The sequence below is a fragment of the Polaromonas sp. genome (assembly GCF_039932935.1).
Classification (GTDB): domain Bacteria; phylum Pseudomonadota; class Gammaproteobacteria; order Burkholderiales; family Burkholderiaceae_C; genus Polaromonas.
Genome location: NZ_JBDTPB010000124.1, coordinates 1 through 18,520 on the forward strand (window position 1 = coordinate 1; position 18,520 = coordinate 18,520).

Here is an 18,520-nt window from a genome sequence, read left to right on the forward strand (position 1 = left end):
GAGAACACCTCATGGCATCCGTCAATAAAGTCATCGTCGTCGGCAATCTGGGCCGCGACCCCGAAATGCGCACTTTCCCGAGCGGCGACCAGGTCGCTAACGTCACCATTGCCACCACCGACAAGTGGAAAGACAAGCAAAGCGGTGAAATGAAAGAAGCCACCGAATGGCACCGCGTGGTGTTCAACGGCCGCTTGGCTGAAATCGTCGGCCAGTACCTGCGCAAAGGCTCGCAGGTTTATGTTGAAGGCAGCCTGCGCACACGCAAGTGGACCGACAAGGATGGCCAGGAAAAATTCACCACCGAAATCCGCGCCGACCAGATGCAGATGCTGGGCAGCCGTCAAGGCATGGGCGGCCCTGGCGGTGACGACGGCGGTGGAGGCGGCTACGAAGCGCCGCGACAGTCGGCTCCCGCACGCGCGCCGGCTGCGGCCGCACCCCGGCAGGCCCCTGCAGCCTCCAAAGCTGCCAGCGGCTTTGACGACATGGACGACGATATTCCGTTTTAGAACCCATAAAACTTATTTTTTGTTGGTAAGAGCCTGTTTTTCGAGAGAGAAACGGGCTTTTTTTATGGGAGTTGGCCTTTCGCGAAAGTGGACCGCACCACGCCGCGACGCTCCAGCGCGATGACCACGGCGTTGCAGTCGCTGGTCTCACGACGCCCGCGCGCACGCCTGGCGCCCGCTGCGGCGCTTTGCCCCAGCGCCATGAAGCCGCGGGCCGCCAGCAGGGCAAGAAAGGCCGCGCCATTCAACGGCCTGGCGAGCAGGGCGTTGAGGAAGCCTTGGCGGCAGGGCTCCCAGTGCAGGCTTGCGCTTTGCTTCCTTCCTGCCGCTTCGACCACAGCGTTCTCGCCCGCGTCCAGCCACACGCGTTGTCCCGCGTCGATGAAGTGATCGCCCAGGTCGTTATTGCGCGTGAGCCACAGCCGGCCTCGCAACACCGTCAGTTCGCCGCCCGCCCGGGGCAGGCGTAGCGCCTGGCCAGGTGCCAGCAGCCGGGTTCCGCCGTGCAATACGGGGGCGTTCGCTCCGCGTTTCAGGTTCGCATTCGTGGTCATGATCAGTCTCTTGAAGGTTGCAGTGCTTGAGGCAGTGCCGTCACCGGTGTTAAAGCCCGGCAAGCGCGTGCAACGCGGGGTTGTCGATCTGGCCGGCGAGCAGCCGGGCCGCGGCGGCGCTGGCACTGTCGCCGAGTGCCGCCCGGTGAAGGTAGGTGCGCACCGTCAGTTCACGCATGCCGCTGCGCGCGGCCAGGCCCTGCATGTCGTTGATCCACGCCGAAGCTTGGGGCATGGCGTGTGCAACCGCCACACCGCACAGGGCGTCAAGCGCATAGCCCTTACCCCACAGATAGGCGTCGGGCAGGCGAACGCACCGGGCAACGGCATCGACGAGGATTTCAACCGCGTGTTGCGGTTCACCCCGCGCGATGGCGACGCACCCCAGGCCCCTGCCGGCGATGCCCTCCCAGCAGGGGTCACCGATCTGGCACCCGAGCGCGAACGCATGTTCAAAACGGTTCGCAGCGGCGTCCACGTCGCCGCGCATCAGGTCAACTTCGGCCCGTAGCGACTGCGGCCACGGCACAAAGGCGGTCCAGCCTTGGCGCGCCAAAGCCTCCGATCGGTCCAGTGCGTCGCCGGCGGCATCGAGATCGCCGTGCAGCAACAACGCACGCCCCAGCATCGACAGCGCGTAGGCGAGCTGCCTCGTGTCGCCGGCGGCGGTGGCCAGCGTCTCGGCCTCTCGCAGCAGGCCGATGCCGGCCGTGTAGCGTGCGGTGTCGCTGAGCGCGGCGCCGTGCACGATGGCGATGCGTGTTTGCTCGGCGTAGTCACCTGCGGCCAACGGTGCTGCGCGCTCCAGCCACGCCAGCGTGCGCTCATAGCGCCCACGTAGAAATTCAACGTAGCCGAGCTCCCGGCAAGCGGCGGCGGCAAGGGCCGGCGACGCATCCTGGCCGACCGCCAGCGCCTCGTGGAGCGCCGTGGCGCCTTCTTCGTCGCGCCCCCGGGCGGCATGCACCAGCGCGCCGCCCAGCGCCACGCGGGCACGGGCACGCAGCGCCGCATCGCCCGTGGCGTCGGCCTCAACGATGGCGCGGCGCAGGCATTGCAAGCCCGCATCGAGCGCGCCGGCGCCGATGGCCGCTTCGCCGGCTTCGAGCTGCGCCAGCGCCGCGGCGCGCCCGGTGGCGGGTCGCGCGGTGGGCACGGCCGTGACCGTGCGCATGGCGGCATCCAGCGTGGCGCCGGGTTGCACCCCGAGTTCGCGCTGGAAAAGTTCACGGCACGCTGCCGCCTGGCGCGCTGCGCCCACGCCATCGCCTGCGGCCGCAAGGCTGCGCACCAGCAGCGCCTGGTAGTTCTCGTCCAGCGGGTTGTGCCGCACAAGGCGCCCGGCCAGCCCGGCCGCTTCAGCCATGGCGCCCGCAGCGAGACGGGCCAGCGCGGCTTCGCGCAGCACGGCTTCTGCCGCCGCCTGAAGGTGGCGGCGCTCGGTGGCGAGCCAAACTTCGAAAGCGGGGCTTCCAGAAAAATTCATCCCCTCCAGCAGTTCGCTGTCCAGGCCAGGCACGCAAAGGGCTTGCGCCCAGCTTCCCGAGAGCACCACTCTGAGGTCGACATAGCTCGCCGCCTCCAGCGGCAATGCCAGCAATTCCCCGCGCAAATCGGCGATGCCTAGCAGGCGCCGCAGCTCGCTGAGGTTCCAGCGCAAGGCGGCCAGCGGGTCCTCGGCGTCTTCAAACAGCAGGCCCGCCAAGTGCTTGCGGCTGACCGGTGCGTCGCTGCGAACCAGATAGGCGAGCAGGCCCCAGACCTTGTGCCCGCGCGGCGCTGGCAAGGGCTTGCCGCCGCGCTCCACGCGGGGCGGACCCAGCAGGTGAATAGCAAGCCCCTGCGCTGGCGGATCGTTGGGCGCTTGCGGATTCACCAGCGGGCCTCAGGCTTCAGCGGTGGTGGGGTCGATGACGCAGGTGATCTGCGCGACGGAGTTCGCCGGGAAGCCGCCTCTGCGCGCATGCTCCCTCACGAGGTCTTCGTTGGCCGCGCGATAGATGCAGTACATCTTGCCGCCCGTCACGTAGCTTTGCACCCACTGCACATCGGGCCCCATTTCCTGCAGCACGCCACAGGATTTCTGGGAGATGGATTGCAGCTCGGCGGGCTTCAGCGCCCCTAGTCCGGGGATAGCGCGTTCGATCACAAATTTAGGCATAGCAGGCTCCGTTAAGTTAGTGGAGACCCGAAGATAGGCAGTGTACGTGTGAGCCAGCGTGTGAGGAAAACGCCCACCGATCCGGGCGATCGCCGCGAAAAGGATGTTGGCCTAGTCCCTGTGTGCCTGTTTGCTTACAAGTTGGACGGATGAGAAAGTGCCATTCATGGATAGCATCGGAGCGTGTCTGCCGCGCCATGGCCGGCTGCGGCCCCCGTCCCAGTAGCTTTCCTCATAAAAAAACCATGCTGAATCTTTCTTCCCCGTCACGCAGCCTTCTCTTGGGGTCCGCCCTCGTCGTCAGCGGCCTTTGCGCCCTGTCGCCGGTCCTGGCGGGCGGCAACACCGAGCCCCTGACCGACATTCTTTCAACGCCCGGCAGTGCGGGGCTGGGTTTTGTGACGCGTATTGAGCGCTCGCCCTACAAGGATGCCGGCACGCGCTACGACTTGCTGCCGCTTTACCTGTATGAAGGAGAGCGACTTTTCCTGCATGCCAACCGCGGTGGCGTGAAGCTGCTCAACGGCAATGAGCAGCGGCTGGACCTTTTTATCGAGCAGCGCCTGGAGGGCTTCCCGACGGAGCGCGTGCCGGCGAGCCTCGCCGGCATGTCGCCGCGCGATTCCGCCATTGATCTGGGCCTGGCTTACCGCTGGCGCCAGCCCTGGGGGACGCTGCAAGCCGAGCTGGTGCACGACGTCAGCAACATTTACAAGGGCAACGAGTTCCGCATCGGCTACACCTATGACTGGCGCTCCGGCCCGTGGATGCTGCGCCCCAGCCTGACCGTAGGCGTGCGCGATGCCAAGCTCAACAACTATTACTACGGCGTGCAGGCCGGCGAGGCAACCGCCGGGCGGCCCGCGTATGCGCCGGGCGCGGGCATCCAGACCTCGCTGGGCCTGTATGGCTCCTATGACCTTACAGAGCGCTGGCGCCTGCTGGCCGGCGTCTCGGCCACCTTGCTGGACAGCAAGACAAAGAACAGCCCCATCGTGCAAAAAGGCGTGTTGCCCGCCGTCTACATTGGCGCCGCCTATGACTTTGGCGGCCACAAGCACGAGTGGGCCGAGGAAAATTCGCCGACCTACTTCAAACTGCTCTACGGCAAATCGACCGAAGACGGCTGCCACCTGGCCAAGATCATCACGGCGCAGTGCCTGTCGACGGCCAAAACCAACTCCACCCGCATCACCGGCATCCAGGTGGGCAAACCGTTCCTGAACAACGTGAACGGCTGGCCGCTCGACTTCATCGGCTATGTGGGCCTGACCCACCACGACGAGCGGGGCCTGCAGGCCAACGGCGCGCAACTGGACCTGTTCATGAAGGCCGTTTACACAGGCTTTCCGTGGAGCGACCGGGTCAAGACGCGCCTGGGGCTGGGTGTGGGCGTTTCGATGGCGCAGCGGGTCCCTTACATTGAGGCCACCAGCCAGTCCGCCAGCGGCAAGCCCGCCTCCCGCATGCTCAATTACCTGGACCCGACGATCGACGTCAGCCTGGGCGACCTGATCGGTTACCGCCCGCTGAAGGACACCTATATCGGCTTTGGTGTGTCGCACCGCTCCGGCATTTTTGGCTCGTCGCGCCTGCTGGGCAATGTCAACGGCGGCTCCAACTACATCTACAGCTACATCGAGACGGCGCTCTGAGTTGGCGCGCCGCTATTTTTTTAATAGCTGCTCGCGCCCGTCCTGATTGGGCTGAAGGTCGATTCGATTAAAAAAATCAGAGCGCAGCCATCGCCGCAGCGCTTGCCGGGGCCACGCGGTTCTGGACGTTGCTTGCGGCAATGACGCCGCCGCCCAGGCAAACGTCGCCCTGGTACAGCACGGCCGATTGCCCCGGCGTCACGGCCCACTGCGCCTGCGAAAACACCAGTTCGCATTCGCCCTGCGTGGCCTCGCGCAACATGCAGGCCGCATCGGCCTGACGGTAGCGTGTCTTGGCCGCCATCGCGCCTTGCGCTGGCGCTTCGCCCGACACCCAGCTGCAATCCTGTGCGCTGACAACGGTTGACTGCAACCACGGGTGCTCATGGCCCTGCACGACCCACAGCGTATTGGTGTCCAGGTCCTTGCGCGCCACAAACCAGGGCGCATGTTCACCCACGCCGCGCTGGCCGCGCGCCTGCACAGCCTTGAGTTCGGCGCCCCGAGCTTTCACGCCGCCTATGCCCAAGCCCTGGCGTTGGCCCAACGTATAAAACGACAACCCTACATGCTCACCCAGCACACGGCCTTTGTCGTTTTTGATGGGGCCGGGCTCCTTGGCGATGTAGCGGTTCAAAAATTCGCGGAAAGGCCTCTCGCCGATAAAGCAGATGCCGGTGGAGTCTTTTTTCTTCGCGTTCGGCAGGCCGATTTCGTCGGCAATGCGCCGCACTTCGGTCTTGTGCAGCTCGCCTACCGGAAACAGCGTTTTTGACAGCTGCGCCTGGTTCAGTCGGTGCAAAAAGTAGCTCTGGTCTTTGGCCGGGTCCAGGCCCTTGAGCAATTCATGCAGGCCTGTGGCTTCGTTCTGGCGCACCCGCGCATAGTGTCCGGTGGCGATTTTCTCGGCGCCCAGGCGCATTGCGTGGTCCAAAAACGCCTTGAACTTGATCTCGGCGTTGCACAGGATGTCGGGGTTGGGGGTGCGGCCGGCTTGGTATTCGCGCAGGAATTCGGCGAAGACGCGGTCTTTGTAGTCGGCGGCGAAGTTGACGTGCTCGATCTCGATGCCGATCACGTCGGCCACGGCGGCGGCGTCGACAAAGTCAATGTTGGACGAGCAAAACTCGCTGTCGTCATCATCTTCCCAGTTCTTCATGAAGATGCCGATGACCTCGTGGCCTTGCTGTTTGAGCAGCCAGGCGGTGACGGCGGAGTCGACCCCGCCGCTCAGGCCGACGACGATCCGTTGCCGCTTGTCGCCGTGGCTGTGTGCGTTGATTTGTGGGTTGCCCATGGCGCCATTGTAAAAAGACGAACGTTTTTGTGCCTGCCGCTAGCCTTCCGGCCCTGCTGGCCATGCGGCCTGCGGCCTTCTGCCGGTGCGCCTCAGGCGCCGGCCACCCACCGGGTTTACGGAGCCATTCGGACTATTGTCGATGGCTGCACTGCGCCATCGCAGCCGTTTCCAGCATATTTCCAGCACAATGAAATGCTCCCATTTTTGCAGGACCCGCCACTTTGCAACGACGTCAATTCCTTTCTCGCTCCGGTCAGGCCATCACGGCGGCCGGCGTGGCCACCGGGCTGCCATGGCTTTCGTCGCTGGCCCAGGCTGCGGGCCTTCAACCCGTGGGCAAGGCTCAGCCCTTCGACTACGCGGTGCTCAAGGGCCAGGCGCGCGACCTGGCGGCCAAACCCTACCAGTCACGGTCAACGGTGTTGCCGGCCGGTATTTCGGACTTGACCTGGGACCAGCACCAAGCCATTCGCTTTCGGGACGACCATGCCTTGTGGGGCGATGACAAGCTGCGCTTTGTGGCCAAGTTTTTCCACCTCGGCCTGTATTTCAAGGCGCCTGTGCGTATGCACGAAGTGAGCAACGGCCAGGCGCAGGAACTGGCTTATGACCCGGCGATGTTTGATTACGGGAAAAGCGGCGTGCGGGGCGACAAACTGCCCGCCGATCTTGGTTTTGCCGGCTTCCGCCTGAATTTTCATACCGATCCTGTGCGTGACGTGGCGGCGTTCCTCGGCGCAAGCTATTTTCGCGCGGTGGGCGGCGAATGGCAGTATGGCCAGTCGGCACGGGGCCTGGCCATCGACACGGCGCAAACTTTCCCGGAGGAGTTTCCGGATTTCATCGGCTACTGGCTCGAAAAGCCCGACCCGAAATCAGCTTCACTGACCGTGTACGCCCTGCTGGACTCACCGAGTGTCAGTGGTGCCTACCGCTTTGTGATCACGCCGGGCGACACGCAGATCATGGACCTGGACGTGGCACTGTACCTGCGTAAAACCATCGCCCGCCTGGGCATCGCACCGTGCACCAGCATGTTTCAGACCGGCGAAAACGACAAACGCATGGGCTGGGATTGGCGCGGCGAAATCCACGACACAGATGGCCTGGCCATGCACAGCGGCACGGGCGAATGGCTGTGGCGCCCATTGACCAATCCGGCGCAATTGCAGTTCAACGCCTTCCAGGACGACAACCCGCGCGGCTTTGGCCTGATGCAGCGCGACCGGAATTTTGACCACTACCAGGACGACGGCGTGTTCTACGAAAAACGCCCGAGCCTGTGGGTCGAGCCCAAAGCGGGCTGGGGCGCAGGCTCGGTGCAGCTGGTGGAAATTCCGACCGTGGACGAAACTTTTGACAACATCGTGGCCTTCTGGAACCCCAGGGACAAACCGCAGGCGGGGCAGGAATTGCTGTTTTCCTACCGGCTGCACTGGGGTGGCCAGCCGCCCGCTGTGCAAATACCGCTGGCGCGCTGCGTGGCTACACGCACCGGCCTTGGCGGGGTGGTGGGGAAAAAGCGCACGGCCTACACATGGCGGTTTGCGGTCGATTTTGCAGGCGGCGACTTTGCGTTACTGAACCCGGGAGCCCAGGTCAAAGCCGTGGTCACCGCTTCGCGCGGCACGGTTGAGTTGGTGTCGGCCCGGCCGCTGGACGCCATCAAGGGGTGGCGTGCCATGTTCGACGTGCGCCCCGATGGCGACAGCACGGCACCCATTAACCTGCGCATGCATTTGCAGGTCGACGGCCAGTCATTGACGGAGACCTGGCTGTACCAATGGACGCCACCGCCTGTGGCGCAGCGGATCTTTTATTGAGACCTGCGCTGGCTGTCGGCGAAAAACGGGTGCGCCGTTGGCACCCGTCAATCATCCATGGCCGTGGTCATGCCAACGCAAATGGCAGATGGCAGATGGCAGATGGCAGATGGCATAGCGCCTGCCACCTCAAAAGCCCATGGTTTCCTACCGCTGGCTTAGCGGTGCATGCACGCTGGCATCCGTGGTCACCAAATCAAGCGGGTAGCGCTTGCCGGCCAGGTAGTCTTCCAGGCAGGTGAGCAAAAGGGGGCTTCGGTGCATGTGGGCGCTTGCTCTTATTTCATCTGCCGTCAGCCATACCGTGCGCACAATGCCTTCATCCAGCGCCTGGCCTGGCACGTGCTCGCCTAGCTCGCCGCAAAACGCGAAGCGCAGGTAGGTGATGTCTTCGGATTCTTCCTGGCCGGCGATGGCCCGCTCAAAGCGGGAGAGATAGACACCCACAATGGCGGTGGGCACGAAGTGGAAGGCGGTTTCTTCCAGCGTCTCGCGCACGCAACCCTCGAAGGGGCTTTCGCCGGGATCGAGGTGGCCGGCGGGGTTGTTGAACTTCAGGCCGTCCCGCGTTTCCTCTTCAACCAGCAGGAACCTGGAGACGCCGTCGATCTCTTTTTCAATCACCGCAGCGACCGTGACGCTGGGCTTCCATCGTTTAATCATGGGCCGGATTATCCGTGGCCTTGAAGACCGGCTGCCGACAAGGCAGCCGCGGCGCTGTCACCCGGCAAAAATCCGGCGGCGAAACTCTCACGCAAATGCGCCACCAGGCATTGCACCGCCTTGGGCACCTGCGGTGACCAGGGCCTGAGGGCGTAAATGCGTTCGCCAAAAAAACCTTGCACCTGCCAGTCCGGCAGAACCCGTATCAGGGCTGGTTTGTCGCCAGGCAGATTGTTCACTGGTGCGCTGAAATCCGGCAGCAGGCCGATCCCAAGGCCCGCCACCAGGGCTTTACGCAAGACCTCGCTGTTGTTGGCCTTGAGCGTGCCGGAGACGTTCACGCCGATTTGCTCCCGGGACTTGCGCTTGCCGTTGCGTACAAACGTCCAGGTGGCGGCCTGGTGGTTGCCCAGGTAGAGCAGGCAATCATGCGATGCCAGCTCGGCCGGTTGAGACGGCAAGCCGCGCCGTGCCAGGTAGTCGGGGCTGGCCAGCAGGATGGAACGCGTCTCGCACAGCACCCACGCCACATGGGTCTCGGGCGGCGCGTTGGTGTGGCGTATCGCCAGGTCGAAGCCCTCATTGGCAAGGTTGACAAAGCGGTCGGTGAGTTCCAGTTCGATGTGGATTTCCGGGTAGCGCTTCAGGAAGGCCGCGACGCAAGGCGCCAGATGCTGGCGCCCCAGCGCGACCGGTGCTGTCACGCGGATCAGTCCGCGCGGCGTGCCCACCAGATCCCTGACGGCGGAATAGCTCTCGCTGATGCGGCTGAAAGCCGGTTGCATGTCGTTCACCAGTTGCTGGCCGGCTTCCGTCAGGCCCACGGAGCGCGTGGTGCGCCTTACCAAGGTGACACCGGCGGCGCGTTCAAGTTCGCTGATGCGCATGCTGGCGGACGCCTTGGAGATTCCGAGCCGGCGCGCCGCCTCGGTGAAGCTGCGGGTGGCGGCCAGAACCGTTAACAGGTGGAGGTCGGCCACAAGGGGGGAGAGTTGATCAAACGACATGCGGCGGGTTTGCGTGGCTATTGTTCATTTATATGAACAATGTAATCACAAATTGCCGCATTATCAAATCAATCGCGCAGGCCTAGACTCGGTGAATTCAGCGGCCGGCTCGGCCTCCTGTTCCTGTTGCACTTCCAAGGATTGACATGTCTTTATCCCCCGCCGCCGCTTCGCAGGCCACTATCGGTCATTACCTGAATGGCCGCGTGGCCGCTCCGTCCTCAGGGCGGAGCCAGGAAGTTTTTAACCCGGCCACGGGCGCGGTGTCTGGCCACGTCGCTTTGGCCAGCGCGGCGGAAGTTGATGCCGCCGTGGCCTCCGCGCAGGCAGCTTTTCCGGCCTGGGCCGACGTGCCGCCGCTGCGCCGCGCGCGCGTCATGTTCAAGTTCCTGGAACTGCTCAATCAGAACAAGGACAAGCTCGCCCACATGATCACCGCCGAACATGGCAAGGTCTTCACCGATGCGCAGGGTGAGGTCTCACGCGGCATCGACATTGTCGAATTCGCCTGCGGCATCCCGCAACTGCTCAAGGGCGACTTCACCGACCAGGTCAGCACCGGCATTGACAACTGGACGCTGCGCCAGCCGCTGGGCGTGGTGGCCGGCATCACACCGTTCAACTTTCCGGTGATGGTGCCGATGTGGATGTTCCCGGTGGCCATTGCCGCGGGCAACTGTTTTATCCTCAAACCCAGCCCGATCGACCCCAGCCCCAGCCTCTTCATGGCCGAACTGCTCAAGCAAGCGGGCCTGCCAGACGGCGTGTTCAACGTGGTGCAAGGCGACAAGGAAGCGGTCGATGCGCTGCTGGTGCATCCCGATGTGAAGGCCGTGTCCTTTGTCGGCTCCACGCCGATTGCCAACTACATCTACGAAACCGGCGCGCACCACGGCAAGCGCGTGCAAGCGCTGGGCGGCGCGAAGAACCACATGGTTGTGATGCCCGACGCCGACCTCGAGCAGGCGGTGGATGCCTTGATCGGCGCGGGCTACGGCTCGGCCGGCGAGCGCTGCATGGCGATCTCGGTGGCCGTGCTGGTAGGCAACGTGGCCGACAAGCTGGTGCCCATGCTCGAGGCGCGCGCCAAAATGCTGGTCATAAAAAATGGCGTGGAGCTCGACGCCGAAATGGGCCCCATCGTCACGTCGGCCGCGCACCAACGCATCACCGGCTATATCGACACGGGCGTGAAAGAAGGCGCCAAGCTGCTGGTGGACGGCCGCACCTTCACGGGCGCCAAGGCAGGCCCGGGCTGCGACAAGGGCTTCTGGATGGGCGGCACGCTGTTTGACCACGTGACCCCCGACATGCGCATCTACAAGGAAGAGATCTTCGGCCCTGTGCTGGGTTGTGTGCGCGTGAAGGACTTTGCCGAAGCGGTGAACCTCATCAACGCCCACGAATTCGGCAACGGCGTGAGCTGCTTCACCCGCGACGGCCATGTGGCCCGAGAATTCAGCCGCCGCATCCAGGTCGGCATGGTCGGCATCAACGTGCCGATCCCGGTGCCCATGGCCTGGCACGGTTTTGGCGGCTGGAAGAAAAGCCTCTTCGGCGACATGCATGCCTATGGTGAAGAGGGCGTGCGTTTTTATACGAAGCAAAAATCCATCATGCAGCGCTGGCCCGAGAGCATCGGCAAGGGCGCCGAGTTCGTGATGCCGACGGCCAAGTAACCTACCGGCGAACAGGACCGCGTGGCCCCACCTGCCACACAGGGCGGGTGGGGCTATTTTTATGGGCGTCTTGACGTGGGTCAAAAACTCTAGGCTGCCCCCGCAAAAAATTCAAAAATCTCATGTAAGCTTCATGACAGGTACAAAAGCAGATACGCAGACTACAGACACCGAGACAGCCCGCGCGCAAGCCCGCCTGCGGGTTGACGTCCATCAAACCAACACCAACGTACTGAGGAGAGACCCATGCTCATTGGGGTACCCGCCGAAATCACGGCCGGAGAAACACGCGTCGCCGTCACGCCCGAAACGGCCAAAAAGCTCAAGGCCCAGGGGCACACTGTTCGTGTGCAATCAGGTGCCGGCGTCGCAGCCAGCGTTCCCGATGAGGCTTACACGGCCGTTGGTGCGGAGATCACCGACGCGGCGGGCGCTTATGGCGCCGACATCGTGCTCAAGGTGCGTTGCCCGCTCGACGGCGAAATGCCGCTGGCCAAAGCCGGTGGTGTGCTGGTCGGCATGCTCAATCCTTTTGATGCGGCAGGCCTGCAGCGCCTGGCCACAGCCAAACTGACTTCTTTCGCACTGGAAGCCGCGCCGCGCACCAGCCGCGCGCAAAGCATGGACGTGCTGTCGTCGCAAGCCAACATTGCCGGCTACAAGGCCGTGATGATGGCTGCGGCGCAATACCAGCGCTTCTTCCCCATGCTGATGACGGCAGCCGGCACGGTCAAGGCCGCCCGCGTGGTGATCCTGGGCGTCGGTGTGGCTGGCCTGCAGGCCATCGCTACCGCCAAACGCCTGGGCGCAGTGATTGAAGCCAGCGACGTGCGACCGAGTGTGAAAGAACAGGTCGAATCCCTGGGCGGCAAGTTCATCGACGTGCCCTACGAAACCGACGAAGAGCGCGAAGCCGCCGTCGGTGTGGGCGGTTATGCCAAGCCCATGCCGCCCAGTTGGCTCGAACGGCAAAAGGCCGAAGTCGCCAAGCGCGTGGCGCAGGCCGACGTCGTTATCACCACCGCCCTGATCCCGGGCCGCGCGGCTCCGGTGCTGGTCACCGAAGAGATGGTCAAGGCCATGAAGCCCGGCAGCGTAATTGTTGATCTGGCCGCGCCCCAGGGCGGCAACTGCCCGCTGACCGAAGCCGGCAAAACCGTGGTCAAGCACGGCGTGACGCTGATCGGCGAAACCAATGTGCCGGCGCTGGTTGCAGCCGATGCCAGCGCGCTCTACGCGCGCAACCTGCTCGACTTCCTCAAGCTCATCATCACCAAGGAAGGCGCTCTCAATGTCGACCTGGAAGATGACATCGTCGCCGCCTGCCTGATGACGCAGGGCGGCGAGGTGAAGAAGAAATAACCCATTCGGGATCAATTGGATTTAATTGGATAGGCCGGGCTCAAGCCGGCGCAGCCCCTCACGGAGAAGACCATGGATGCAGTGTCACCCACCATCATCAACCTGATTATTTTTGTGCTGGCCATCTACGTGGGTTACCACGTGGTGTGGACCGTCACGCCGGCACTGCACACGCCGCTGATGGCGGTGACCAACGCCATTTCGGCCATCGTGATCGTGGGCGCCATGCTCGCGGCCGCTCTGACTGAAACCCCGCTTGGCAAAACCATGGGCTGGTTGGCTGTGGCCCTCGCCGCAGTCAATGTCTTCGGCGGCTTTCTGGTCACGCGCCGCATGCTGGAGATGTTCCGCAAGAAAGAAAAGAAAGCGCCTGCCGCCGCTGATGCAGGAGCGTCCAAATGAGCATGAACATCGTCACGCTGCTGTACCTGGTGGCCTCCGTCTTCTTCATCCAGGCGCTCAAGGGCCTGTCGCATCCCACCACGTCCATACGCGGCAATGTCTTCGGCATGGCCGGCATGACGATTGCCGTACTGACGACTGGCGCGCTGATCGTTGAAACTTCCGGTGGCAAGGCCATGGGCATGGTCTATGTGCTGAGTGCCCTGCTGGTGGGCGGCACCGCAGGCACGCTGATGGCCAAACGTGTCGAAATGACCAAGATGCCCGAGCTGGTCGCCTTCATGCACAGCATGATCGGTCTGGCCGCGGTGTTCATCGGTGTTGCAGCCGTCGCCGAGCCGTATGCCTTCGGCATCGTCGCGAAGGGTCTGCCGATTCCTGCCGGCAACCGGCTTGAGTTGTTCCTCGGCGCGGCCATCGGCGCGATTACCTTCAGCGGCTCCGTGATTGCCTTTGGCAAGCTCAGCGGTAAGTACAAGTTCCGCCTCTTTCAGGGCGCGCCGGTCACCTTCTCCGGCCAGCACATGCTGAATCTGGTGCTGGGCCTCATCACCGTCGGCCTGGGCGTGACTTTCATGCTGACCGGCAACTGGACGGCTTTCTTCGCCATGCTCGCGCTGTCCTTTGTCATGGGCGTGTTGATCATCATCCCGATCGGCGGCGCCGACATGCCGGTGGTGGTGTCCATGCTCAACAGCTACTCGGGCTGGGCGGCAGCCGGCATCGGTTTTTCGCTCAACAACTCCATGCTGATCATTGCCGGATCGCTGGTCGGATCATCGGGTGCCATCCTCTCGTACATCATGTGCAAGGCGATGAACCGCTCGTTCTTCAACGTGATCCTGGGCGGCTTCGGCGGTGAGGCCGGCACTGCCGCCGCAGGCGCCAAAGAGCAACGCCCCGTCAAGTCGGGCTCTGCCGATGACGCCGCCTTCATCCTGGGCAATGCAGAAACCGTAATCATCGTGCCGGGCTACGGCCTGGCGGTGGCGCGCGCGCAGCACTCGGTGAAAGAGCTGGCGCAAAAGCTCATCGACAGGGGCGTTAACGTCAAGTACGCGATTCACCCCGTAGCCGGCCGCATGCCGGGCCACATGAACGTGTTGCTGGCCGAGGCCGAAGTGCCGTACGACCAGGTGCATGAAATGGAAGACATCAACGCCGAGTTCGGCCAGGCCGACGTCGCCATCATCCTGGGCGCCAACGACGTGGTGAACCCCGCGGCGCACGTCAAGGGCAGCGCCATCTATGGCATGCCCATCCTGGAAGCCTACAAGGCTAAGACAGTCATTGTCAACAAGCGGTCCATGGCGGCAGGCTATGCGGGCCTGGACAATGAGCTCTTCTACATGGACAAGACCATGATGGTGTTCGGTGACGCCAAGAAGGTGATCGAAGACATGGGCAAGGCGATCGAGTAGCCAGGCTGGCCGCTGCTGGGCCCGCCTGCATGTCGTGATTAGAGGGGCTTCCCTCCTGATTTCCCGGGTTTCCTAGGGAAAACGCAATAGCCACGAAGAGGGCATGCCATGAGAATTCGTGGCAGTAAGCAAAACGTAATGGAGAAGACGAACATGAATGCAGCGATCAACGCAGGGGTGATTGACCGTCCCTGGCTCAAATCCTATCCGCCGGGCGTTCCCACCGACATAGACGCGTCCCAGTATCCGTCGCTGGTCGCGTTGATGGAGGAAAGCTTTAAGAAGCACGGTAGCCGTGTGGCCTACAGCTTCATGGGCAAGGACGTGACCTTCGGTCAGACCGACAGCCTGTCTCTTGCTTTCGGCGCGTATTTGCAGAGCCTGGGCCTGGCCAAGGGCGACCGCGTCGCCATCATGATGCCCAACGTGCCGCAGTACCCGGTGGCCGTGGCCGCCATCCTGCGCGCCGGTTATGTGGTGGTCAACGTCAACCCGCTGTACACCCCGCGCGAGCTCGAGCACCAGCTCAAGGACTCGGGCTCCAAGGCAATCGTCATCATCGAGAACTTCGCGAACACACTCGAGCAGTGCATCGCCGCGACACCCGTCAAACACATCGTGCTTTGCGCCATGGGCGACCAGCTGGGCATGCTCAAGGGCGCGCTGGTCAACTACGTGGTGCGCAATGTCAAGAAGATGGTGCCGGCTTTCAACCTGCCTGGTGCCGTGCGCTTTAACGACGCGGTGGCGCAAGGCACGCGCGCAACGCTCAAGCGCCCCGAGATCAAGCCCGACGACGTGGCCGTCCTGCAGTACACCGGCGGCACCACGGGCGTTTCAAAAGGTGCCGTGCTGCTGCACCGCAACGTGATTGCCAACGTGCTGCAGTCCGAAGCCTGGAACAGCCCTGCGATGGCTACCTTGCCCGCCAGCGAGCAACTGACCTATGTGTGTGCATTGCCGCTGTATCACATCTTCGCTTTCACCGTGAACATGATGCTGGGCATGCGCACCGGCAGCAAAAACATCCTGATTCCCAATCCGCGTGACCTGGCGGCCGTGCTCAAAGAGCTCTCCAGGCACAAGATCAACAGCTTCCCGGCGGTCAACACGCTGTTCAACGGACTGGCCAACCACCCCGACTTCAACACGGTCGACTGGTCGCACCTGAAAATTTCGCTGGGCGGTGGCATGGCCGTGCAAAGCGCGGTCGCCAAACTGTGGCTTGAGAAAACCGGCTGCCCGGTCTGCGAGGGTTACGGCCTGTCCGAGACCTCGCCGTCTGCCAGCTGCAACCCGACCAACAGCAAAGCCTTCACGGGCACCATAGGCGTGCCGATTCCCGGCACTTACTTCAAGCTGCTCGATGACGACGGCAACGAAGTACCGCAGGGCCAGCCTGGCGAGATCGCCATCAAGGGCCCGCAGGTCATGGCCGGCTACTGGCAGCGTCCGGACGAGACCGCCAAGGTCATGACGCCCGACGGTTACTTCAAGTCAGGCGATATCGGTGTGGTCGATGAAAATGGCTTCTTCAAGATCGTCGACCGCAAGAAGGACATGATTCTGGTCAGCGGCTTCAATGTTTACCCGAACGAGATTGAAGACGTGGTGGCCAAGCTCGACGGCGTGATGGAATGCGCCTGCGTGGGCGTAGTGGATGAAAAGTCCGGCGAGGCCGTGAAGCTGGTCATCGTGAAAAAGAACCCCGAGCTCACGGAGGCCCAGGTACGCGAATACTGCAAGACCAACCTCACGGGTTACAAGCAGCCCAAGGTCGTCGAGTTCCGCGCCGACCTGCCCAAGACACCGGTTGGCAAGATCCTGCGCCGCGAACTCCGCGACAAGAAGTGAGCCCGGCAACCAGTTTTTAGAGCCTGTAAAGGTTTTCTAGAGGGTGGCGCGAGCCGCCCTTTTTTACGCTTGTGCCAACCTGATGGCCGCTTTGTCGGCAAAATCAGCCCATGCCCACCCTCCATGCACCCGCCCCGACTGCCATCCTCAGCGCCCTTCTTGAAGAGCAGCGCGGGTTGATGGAAATACTGCACCAGCCCCGCAAGGTCCAACACGCGGGCCGCGATTTCTGGCTGGGCGACTTGCATGGCCGGCCCGTGGTGCTGGCCTTGTCAAAAATCGGCAAGGTGGCCGCGGCCACCACGGCCACCGCCTTGATCGAACGATTCGGCGTGTCCCGCATTGTGTTCACCGGGGTGGCCGGCGGGCTGGGCGCCGGGGTGAACGTCGGCGATGTTGTGGTGGCCACTGATTTCGTTCAGCACGATTTCGATGCTTCGCCGCTGTTTCCGCGCTACGAAGTGCCGCTTTATGGCAGGACGCGGTTTGAAGGCGATGCGGCGCTGACCGCCTTGTTGTTCAGTGCGGCCGTGGCGGCGCTTTCCGGCGGCCACAGCCTGGCATTTCCCCAAGCACGTGTCCACCAGGGCTTGATCGCCAGCGGCGACCGTTTCGTGTCGGCCACCAGCGAGTCCACCGCACTGCACGCCGCGTTGACAGACGCTGGCCACCAGGTACTGGCGGTAGAGATGGAAGGCGCCGCGGTCGCGCAGGTGTGCCTCGACTACGGCGTGCCGTTTGCGGCGGTGCGTACCATCTCGGACCGGGCGGATGACACCGCGCACGTGGATTTCCCCCGGTTTGTGGCGGAGGTGGCCAGTCCTTACGCGCATGCCATGGTAGAGCGCTTGCTGGCTATGCTATAAATTCAATAGCTGCCGGCGCAAGCCTGTATTGGGCTGCCGGCAGATTTGTTTGAAATTTCGACCAGTAGCGCTCAGGGCTTTATTTCAACCATCCACGTTTTCTGAAATACCACATCGGCACCAGCGCACTGGCCACCATCAGCGCAATCACATACGGGTAAGCCGCCGGCCCCAGAAGCTGCAGCTCCGGGAAGGTCATATTCATGCCGTAGATGCTGGCGATCAAGGTCGGCGGCAGAAGGGCAACGCTGGCGACCGAGAAGATCTTGATGATCTTGTTCTGGTTGATGTTGATGAAACCGACTGTGGCATCCATCAGGAAGTTGATCTTGTCGAAGAGAAAGGCGGTGTGCGAGTCGAGCGAGTCGATGTCGCGCAGAATTTGCCTGGCTTCCTCGAACTGTTCGGCATTGAGCATCTTGCTTCGCATCATGAAGCTGACGGCGCGCCGTGTATCCATCATGTTGCGGCGAATGCGGCCGTTCAAGTCTTCGTGGCGGGCGATGGCGCCCAGCACCTCGCCGGCCAGAGCATCGGTCACGTCGCCCGACAAGACCTGTGTACTGACTTTTTCGAGCTCGACATACACGCCTTCCAGCGTATCGGCCGAATACTCGGCATCTGCGTCAAACAGCTTGAGCAGCACTTCCTTCGCGTCTTCAATCAGGCCGGGCGCGCGGCGGGCGCGCATGCGCAGCAGCCGGAACACCGGGACGTCCTCGTCGTGGATGGAAAAAAGTACGCCCTTGCTTTTGAGGTCGTCGTTCACCAGGTTCAGGATAAAGGCCACGCGCACGGTGCGCGGCTCTTCGTCGTCGGCAATCAGGAAGTCGGAGCGGATATGCAGCTCGCCGTTGTCTTCTTCGTAAAAACGCGCGGACTCCTCGATGTCTTCGTCCATCGCGTCTTCCGGGATGGACAGACCGTAGTACTGCTTGATCCAGCGTTTTTCTTCGAGGGTGGGAGACTCCAGGTCCACCCAGATGGGCTGGAACTTGGAGAGTTCTTCCAGGGATTCGATCTCTTCCTGGAAGAGCCGGCCGTTGGCCAGCGTGAAAATATTGAGCATGACTGACTGCCTATTGATTCAGGAGCCTGCACAAGGGCTGTTGAGCCTTGCAGGGTAAAGGGCGGTGGGATGTGGCATCGCTTTCAACCCCCTTCAACGTGAGCCTTTACAAGCCTGCGTCAGTCTGCGGTGTTGAAAGCCAGCGACTAGGGCTGCTTTCCAAGGATTTCTCCGTAATGAATAAGCGGCGAT

At 62.8% G+C, this 18,520-nt stretch carries 16 protein-coding genes; 9 read left to right on the plus strand and 7 right to left on the minus strand.

Translation table 11 applies throughout. The annotated features are described in order from the left end of the window. Nucleotides 1-11 precede the first annotated feature (11 nt). Nucleotides 12-512, plus strand: a complete 501-nt coding sequence (gene ssb, locus ABI546_RS19420) for a single-stranded DNA-binding protein (RefSeq protein ID WP_348049339.1) — start codon at nt 12-14, stop codon at nt 510-512. A gap of 62 nt (nt 513-574) precedes the next feature. On the opposite strand, the gene ABI546_RS19425 is transcribed toward ssb, so the two are convergent. From ABI546_RS19425 to ABI546_RS19435, 3 genes are read right to left on the minus strand one after another with little or no spacing between them, the layout of a single operon-like run. Continuing rightward, nucleotides 575-1,066, minus strand: coding sequence for a DUF2917 domain-containing protein (locus ABI546_RS19425; RefSeq protein WP_348049278.1), 492 nt, complete (start codon nt 1,064-1,066; stop codon nt 575-577). 49 nt (nt 1,067-1,115) lie between these two features. Next, on the minus strand, nt 1,116-2,942 hold the full coding sequence (locus ABI546_RS19430; RefSeq protein WP_348049280.1) for a BTAD domain-containing putative transcriptional regulator: 1,827 nt from the start codon (nt 2,940-2,942) through the stop codon (nt 1,116-1,118). 9 nt (nt 2,943-2,951) lie between these two features. Beyond that, a complete protein-coding gene (locus ABI546_RS19435; RefSeq protein ID WP_348049282.1) occupies nt 2,952-3,227 on the minus strand; it encodes a DUF4242 domain-containing protein in 276 nt (91 codons plus the stop codon). Between the two features lie 245 nt (nt 3,228-3,472). On the opposite strand from ABI546_RS19435, the gene ABI546_RS19440 reads away from it, so the two are divergent. Next, on the plus strand, nt 3,473-4,882 hold the full coding sequence (locus tag ABI546_RS19440) for a MipA/OmpV family protein (protein WP_348049284.1): 1,410 nt from the start codon (nt 3,473-3,475) through the stop codon (nt 4,880-4,882). Between the two features lie 76 nt (nt 4,883-4,958). On the opposite strand, the gene mnmA is transcribed toward ABI546_RS19440, so the two are convergent. Next, nucleotides 4,959-6,179, minus strand: coding sequence for a tRNA 2-thiouridine(34) synthase MnmA (gene mnmA / locus ABI546_RS19445; protein ID WP_348049286.1), 1,221 nt, complete (start codon nt 6,177-6,179; stop codon nt 4,959-4,961). A gap of 290 nt (nt 6,180-6,469) precedes the next feature. Between mnmA and ABI546_RS19450 the strand changes: the two genes are divergently transcribed. After that, the gene (locus tag ABI546_RS19450) at nt 6,470-8,005 is read left to right on the plus strand and encodes a glucan biosynthesis protein D (RefSeq protein ID WP_348049341.1); all 1,536 of its coding nucleotides are present in this window, start codon (nt 6,470-6,472) and stop codon (nt 8,003-8,005) included. Nucleotides 8,006-8,152: 147 nt separating this feature from the next. Here the strand turns inward: ABI546_RS19450 and ABI546_RS19455 are convergent, their stop codons facing one another. Together ABI546_RS19455 and ABI546_RS19460 are read right to left on the minus strand one after the other, a co-directional pair. Beyond that, nucleotides 8,153-8,668 (minus strand): NUDIX hydrolase, encoded by a 516-nt coding sequence (locus tag ABI546_RS19455; RefSeq protein WP_348049288.1) that lies wholly within the window; start codon nt 8,666-8,668, stop codon nt 8,153-8,155. Between the two features lie 8 nt (nt 8,669-8,676). Continuing rightward, nucleotides 8,677-9,675 carry a LysR family transcriptional regulator gene (locus tag ABI546_RS19460; protein WP_348049290.1) on the minus strand — a complete coding sequence of 333 codons (999 nt, stop codon included), beginning with the start codon at nt 9,673-9,675 and terminating at the stop codon, nt 8,677-8,679. A gap of 146 nt (nt 9,676-9,821) precedes the next feature. Between ABI546_RS19460 and ABI546_RS19465 the strand changes: the two genes are divergently transcribed. From ABI546_RS19465 to ABI546_RS19490, 6 genes are all read left to right on the plus strand, one after another. Next, entirely contained in the window at nt 9,822-11,354 is a 1,533-nt protein-coding gene (locus ABI546_RS19465; RefSeq protein ID WP_348049292.1) for a CoA-acylating methylmalonate-semialdehyde dehydrogenase, read from the plus strand. Nucleotides 11,355-11,600: 246 nt separating this feature from the next. Continuing rightward, on the plus strand, nt 11,601-12,716 hold the full coding sequence (locus ABI546_RS19470; RefSeq protein ID WP_348049294.1) for a Re/Si-specific NAD(P)(+) transhydrogenase subunit alpha: 1,116 nt from the start codon (nt 11,601-11,603) through the stop codon (nt 12,714-12,716). A gap of 72 nt (nt 12,717-12,788) precedes the next feature. Further along, the gene (locus tag ABI546_RS19475) at nt 12,789-13,118 is read left to right on the plus strand and encodes an NAD(P) transhydrogenase subunit alpha (RefSeq protein ID WP_348049296.1); all 330 of its coding nucleotides are present in this window, start codon (nt 12,789-12,791) and stop codon (nt 13,116-13,118) included. Further along, nucleotides 13,115-14,539, plus strand: coding sequence for an NAD(P)(+) transhydrogenase (Re/Si-specific) subunit beta (locus tag ABI546_RS19480; protein WP_348049298.1), 1,425 nt, complete (start codon nt 13,115-13,117; stop codon nt 14,537-14,539). The genes ABI546_RS19475 and ABI546_RS19480 overlap by 4 nt, the downstream gene beginning before the upstream one ends. Nucleotides 14,540-14,716: 177 nt before the next feature. Beyond that, complete coding sequence (locus tag ABI546_RS19485; protein ID WP_348049343.1) at nt 14,717-16,393, plus strand: long-chain-fatty-acid--CoA ligase; 1,677 nt, start codon at nt 14,717-14,719, stop codon at nt 16,391-16,393. A 110-nt stretch (nt 16,394-16,503) separates the two neighbouring features. Next, nucleotides 16,504-17,259, plus strand: coding sequence for a 5'-methylthioadenosine/adenosylhomocysteine nucleosidase (locus tag ABI546_RS19490; protein WP_348049300.1), 756 nt, complete (start codon nt 16,504-16,506; stop codon nt 17,257-17,259). 79 nt (nt 17,260-17,338) lie between these two features. Here ABI546_RS19490 and ABI546_RS19495 read toward each other — a convergent pair whose 3' ends face one another. Beyond that, nucleotides 17,339-18,328: a magnesium and cobalt transport protein CorA gene (locus ABI546_RS19495; RefSeq protein WP_348049302.1), complete on the minus strand. Its 990-nt coding sequence runs from the start codon at nt 18,326-18,328 to the stop codon at nt 17,339-17,341. Nucleotides 18,329-18,520 lie beyond the last annotated feature (192 nt).

Bases quoted from the DNA above. Each gene is read 5' to 3' on its own strand.
- ssb (WP_348049339.1), top strand. From the start codon at position 12: ATGGCATCCGTCAATAAAGTCATCGTCGTCGGCAATCTGGGCCGCGAC.
- ABI546_RS19425 (WP_348049278.1), bottom strand. From the start codon at position 1,066: ATGACCACGAATGCGAACCTGAAACGCGGAGCGAACGCCCCCGTATTG.
- ABI546_RS19435 (WP_348049282.1), bottom strand. From the start codon at position 3,227: ATGCCTAAATTTGTGATCGAACGCGCTATCCCCGGACTAGGGGCGCTG.
- ABI546_RS19440 (WP_348049284.1), top strand. From the start codon at position 3,473: ATGCTGAATCTTTCTTCCCCGTCACGCAGCCTTCTCTTGGGGTCCGCC.
- mnmA (WP_348049286.1), bottom strand. From the start codon at position 6,179: ATGGGCAACCCACAAATCAACGCACACAGCCACGGCGACAAGCGGCAA.
- ABI546_RS19455 (WP_348049288.1), bottom strand. From the start codon at position 8,668: ATGATTAAACGATGGAAGCCCAGCGTCACGGTCGCTGCGGTGATTGAA.
- ABI546_RS19460 (WP_348049290.1), bottom strand. From the start codon at position 9,675: ATGTCGTTTGATCAACTCTCCCCCCTTGTGGCCGACCTCCACCTGTTA.
- ABI546_RS19465 (WP_348049292.1), top strand. From the start codon at position 9,822: ATGTCTTTATCCCCCGCCGCCGCTTCGCAGGCCACTATCGGTCATTAC.
- ABI546_RS19470 (WP_348049294.1), top strand. From the start codon at position 11,601: ATGCTCATTGGGGTACCCGCCGAAATCACGGCCGGAGAAACACGCGTC.
- ABI546_RS19475 (WP_348049296.1), top strand. From the start codon at position 12,789: ATGGATGCAGTGTCACCCACCATCATCAACCTGATTATTTTTGTGCTG.
- ABI546_RS19480 (WP_348049298.1), top strand. From the start codon at position 13,115: ATGAGCATGAACATCGTCACGCTGCTGTACCTGGTGGCCTCCGTCTTC.
- ABI546_RS19490 (WP_348049300.1), top strand. From the start codon at position 16,504: ATGCCCACCCTCCATGCACCCGCCCCGACTGCCATCCTCAGCGCCCTT.
- ABI546_RS19495 (WP_348049302.1), bottom strand. From the start codon at position 18,328: ATGCTCAATATTTTCACGCTGGCCAACGGCCGGCTCTTCCAGGAAGAG.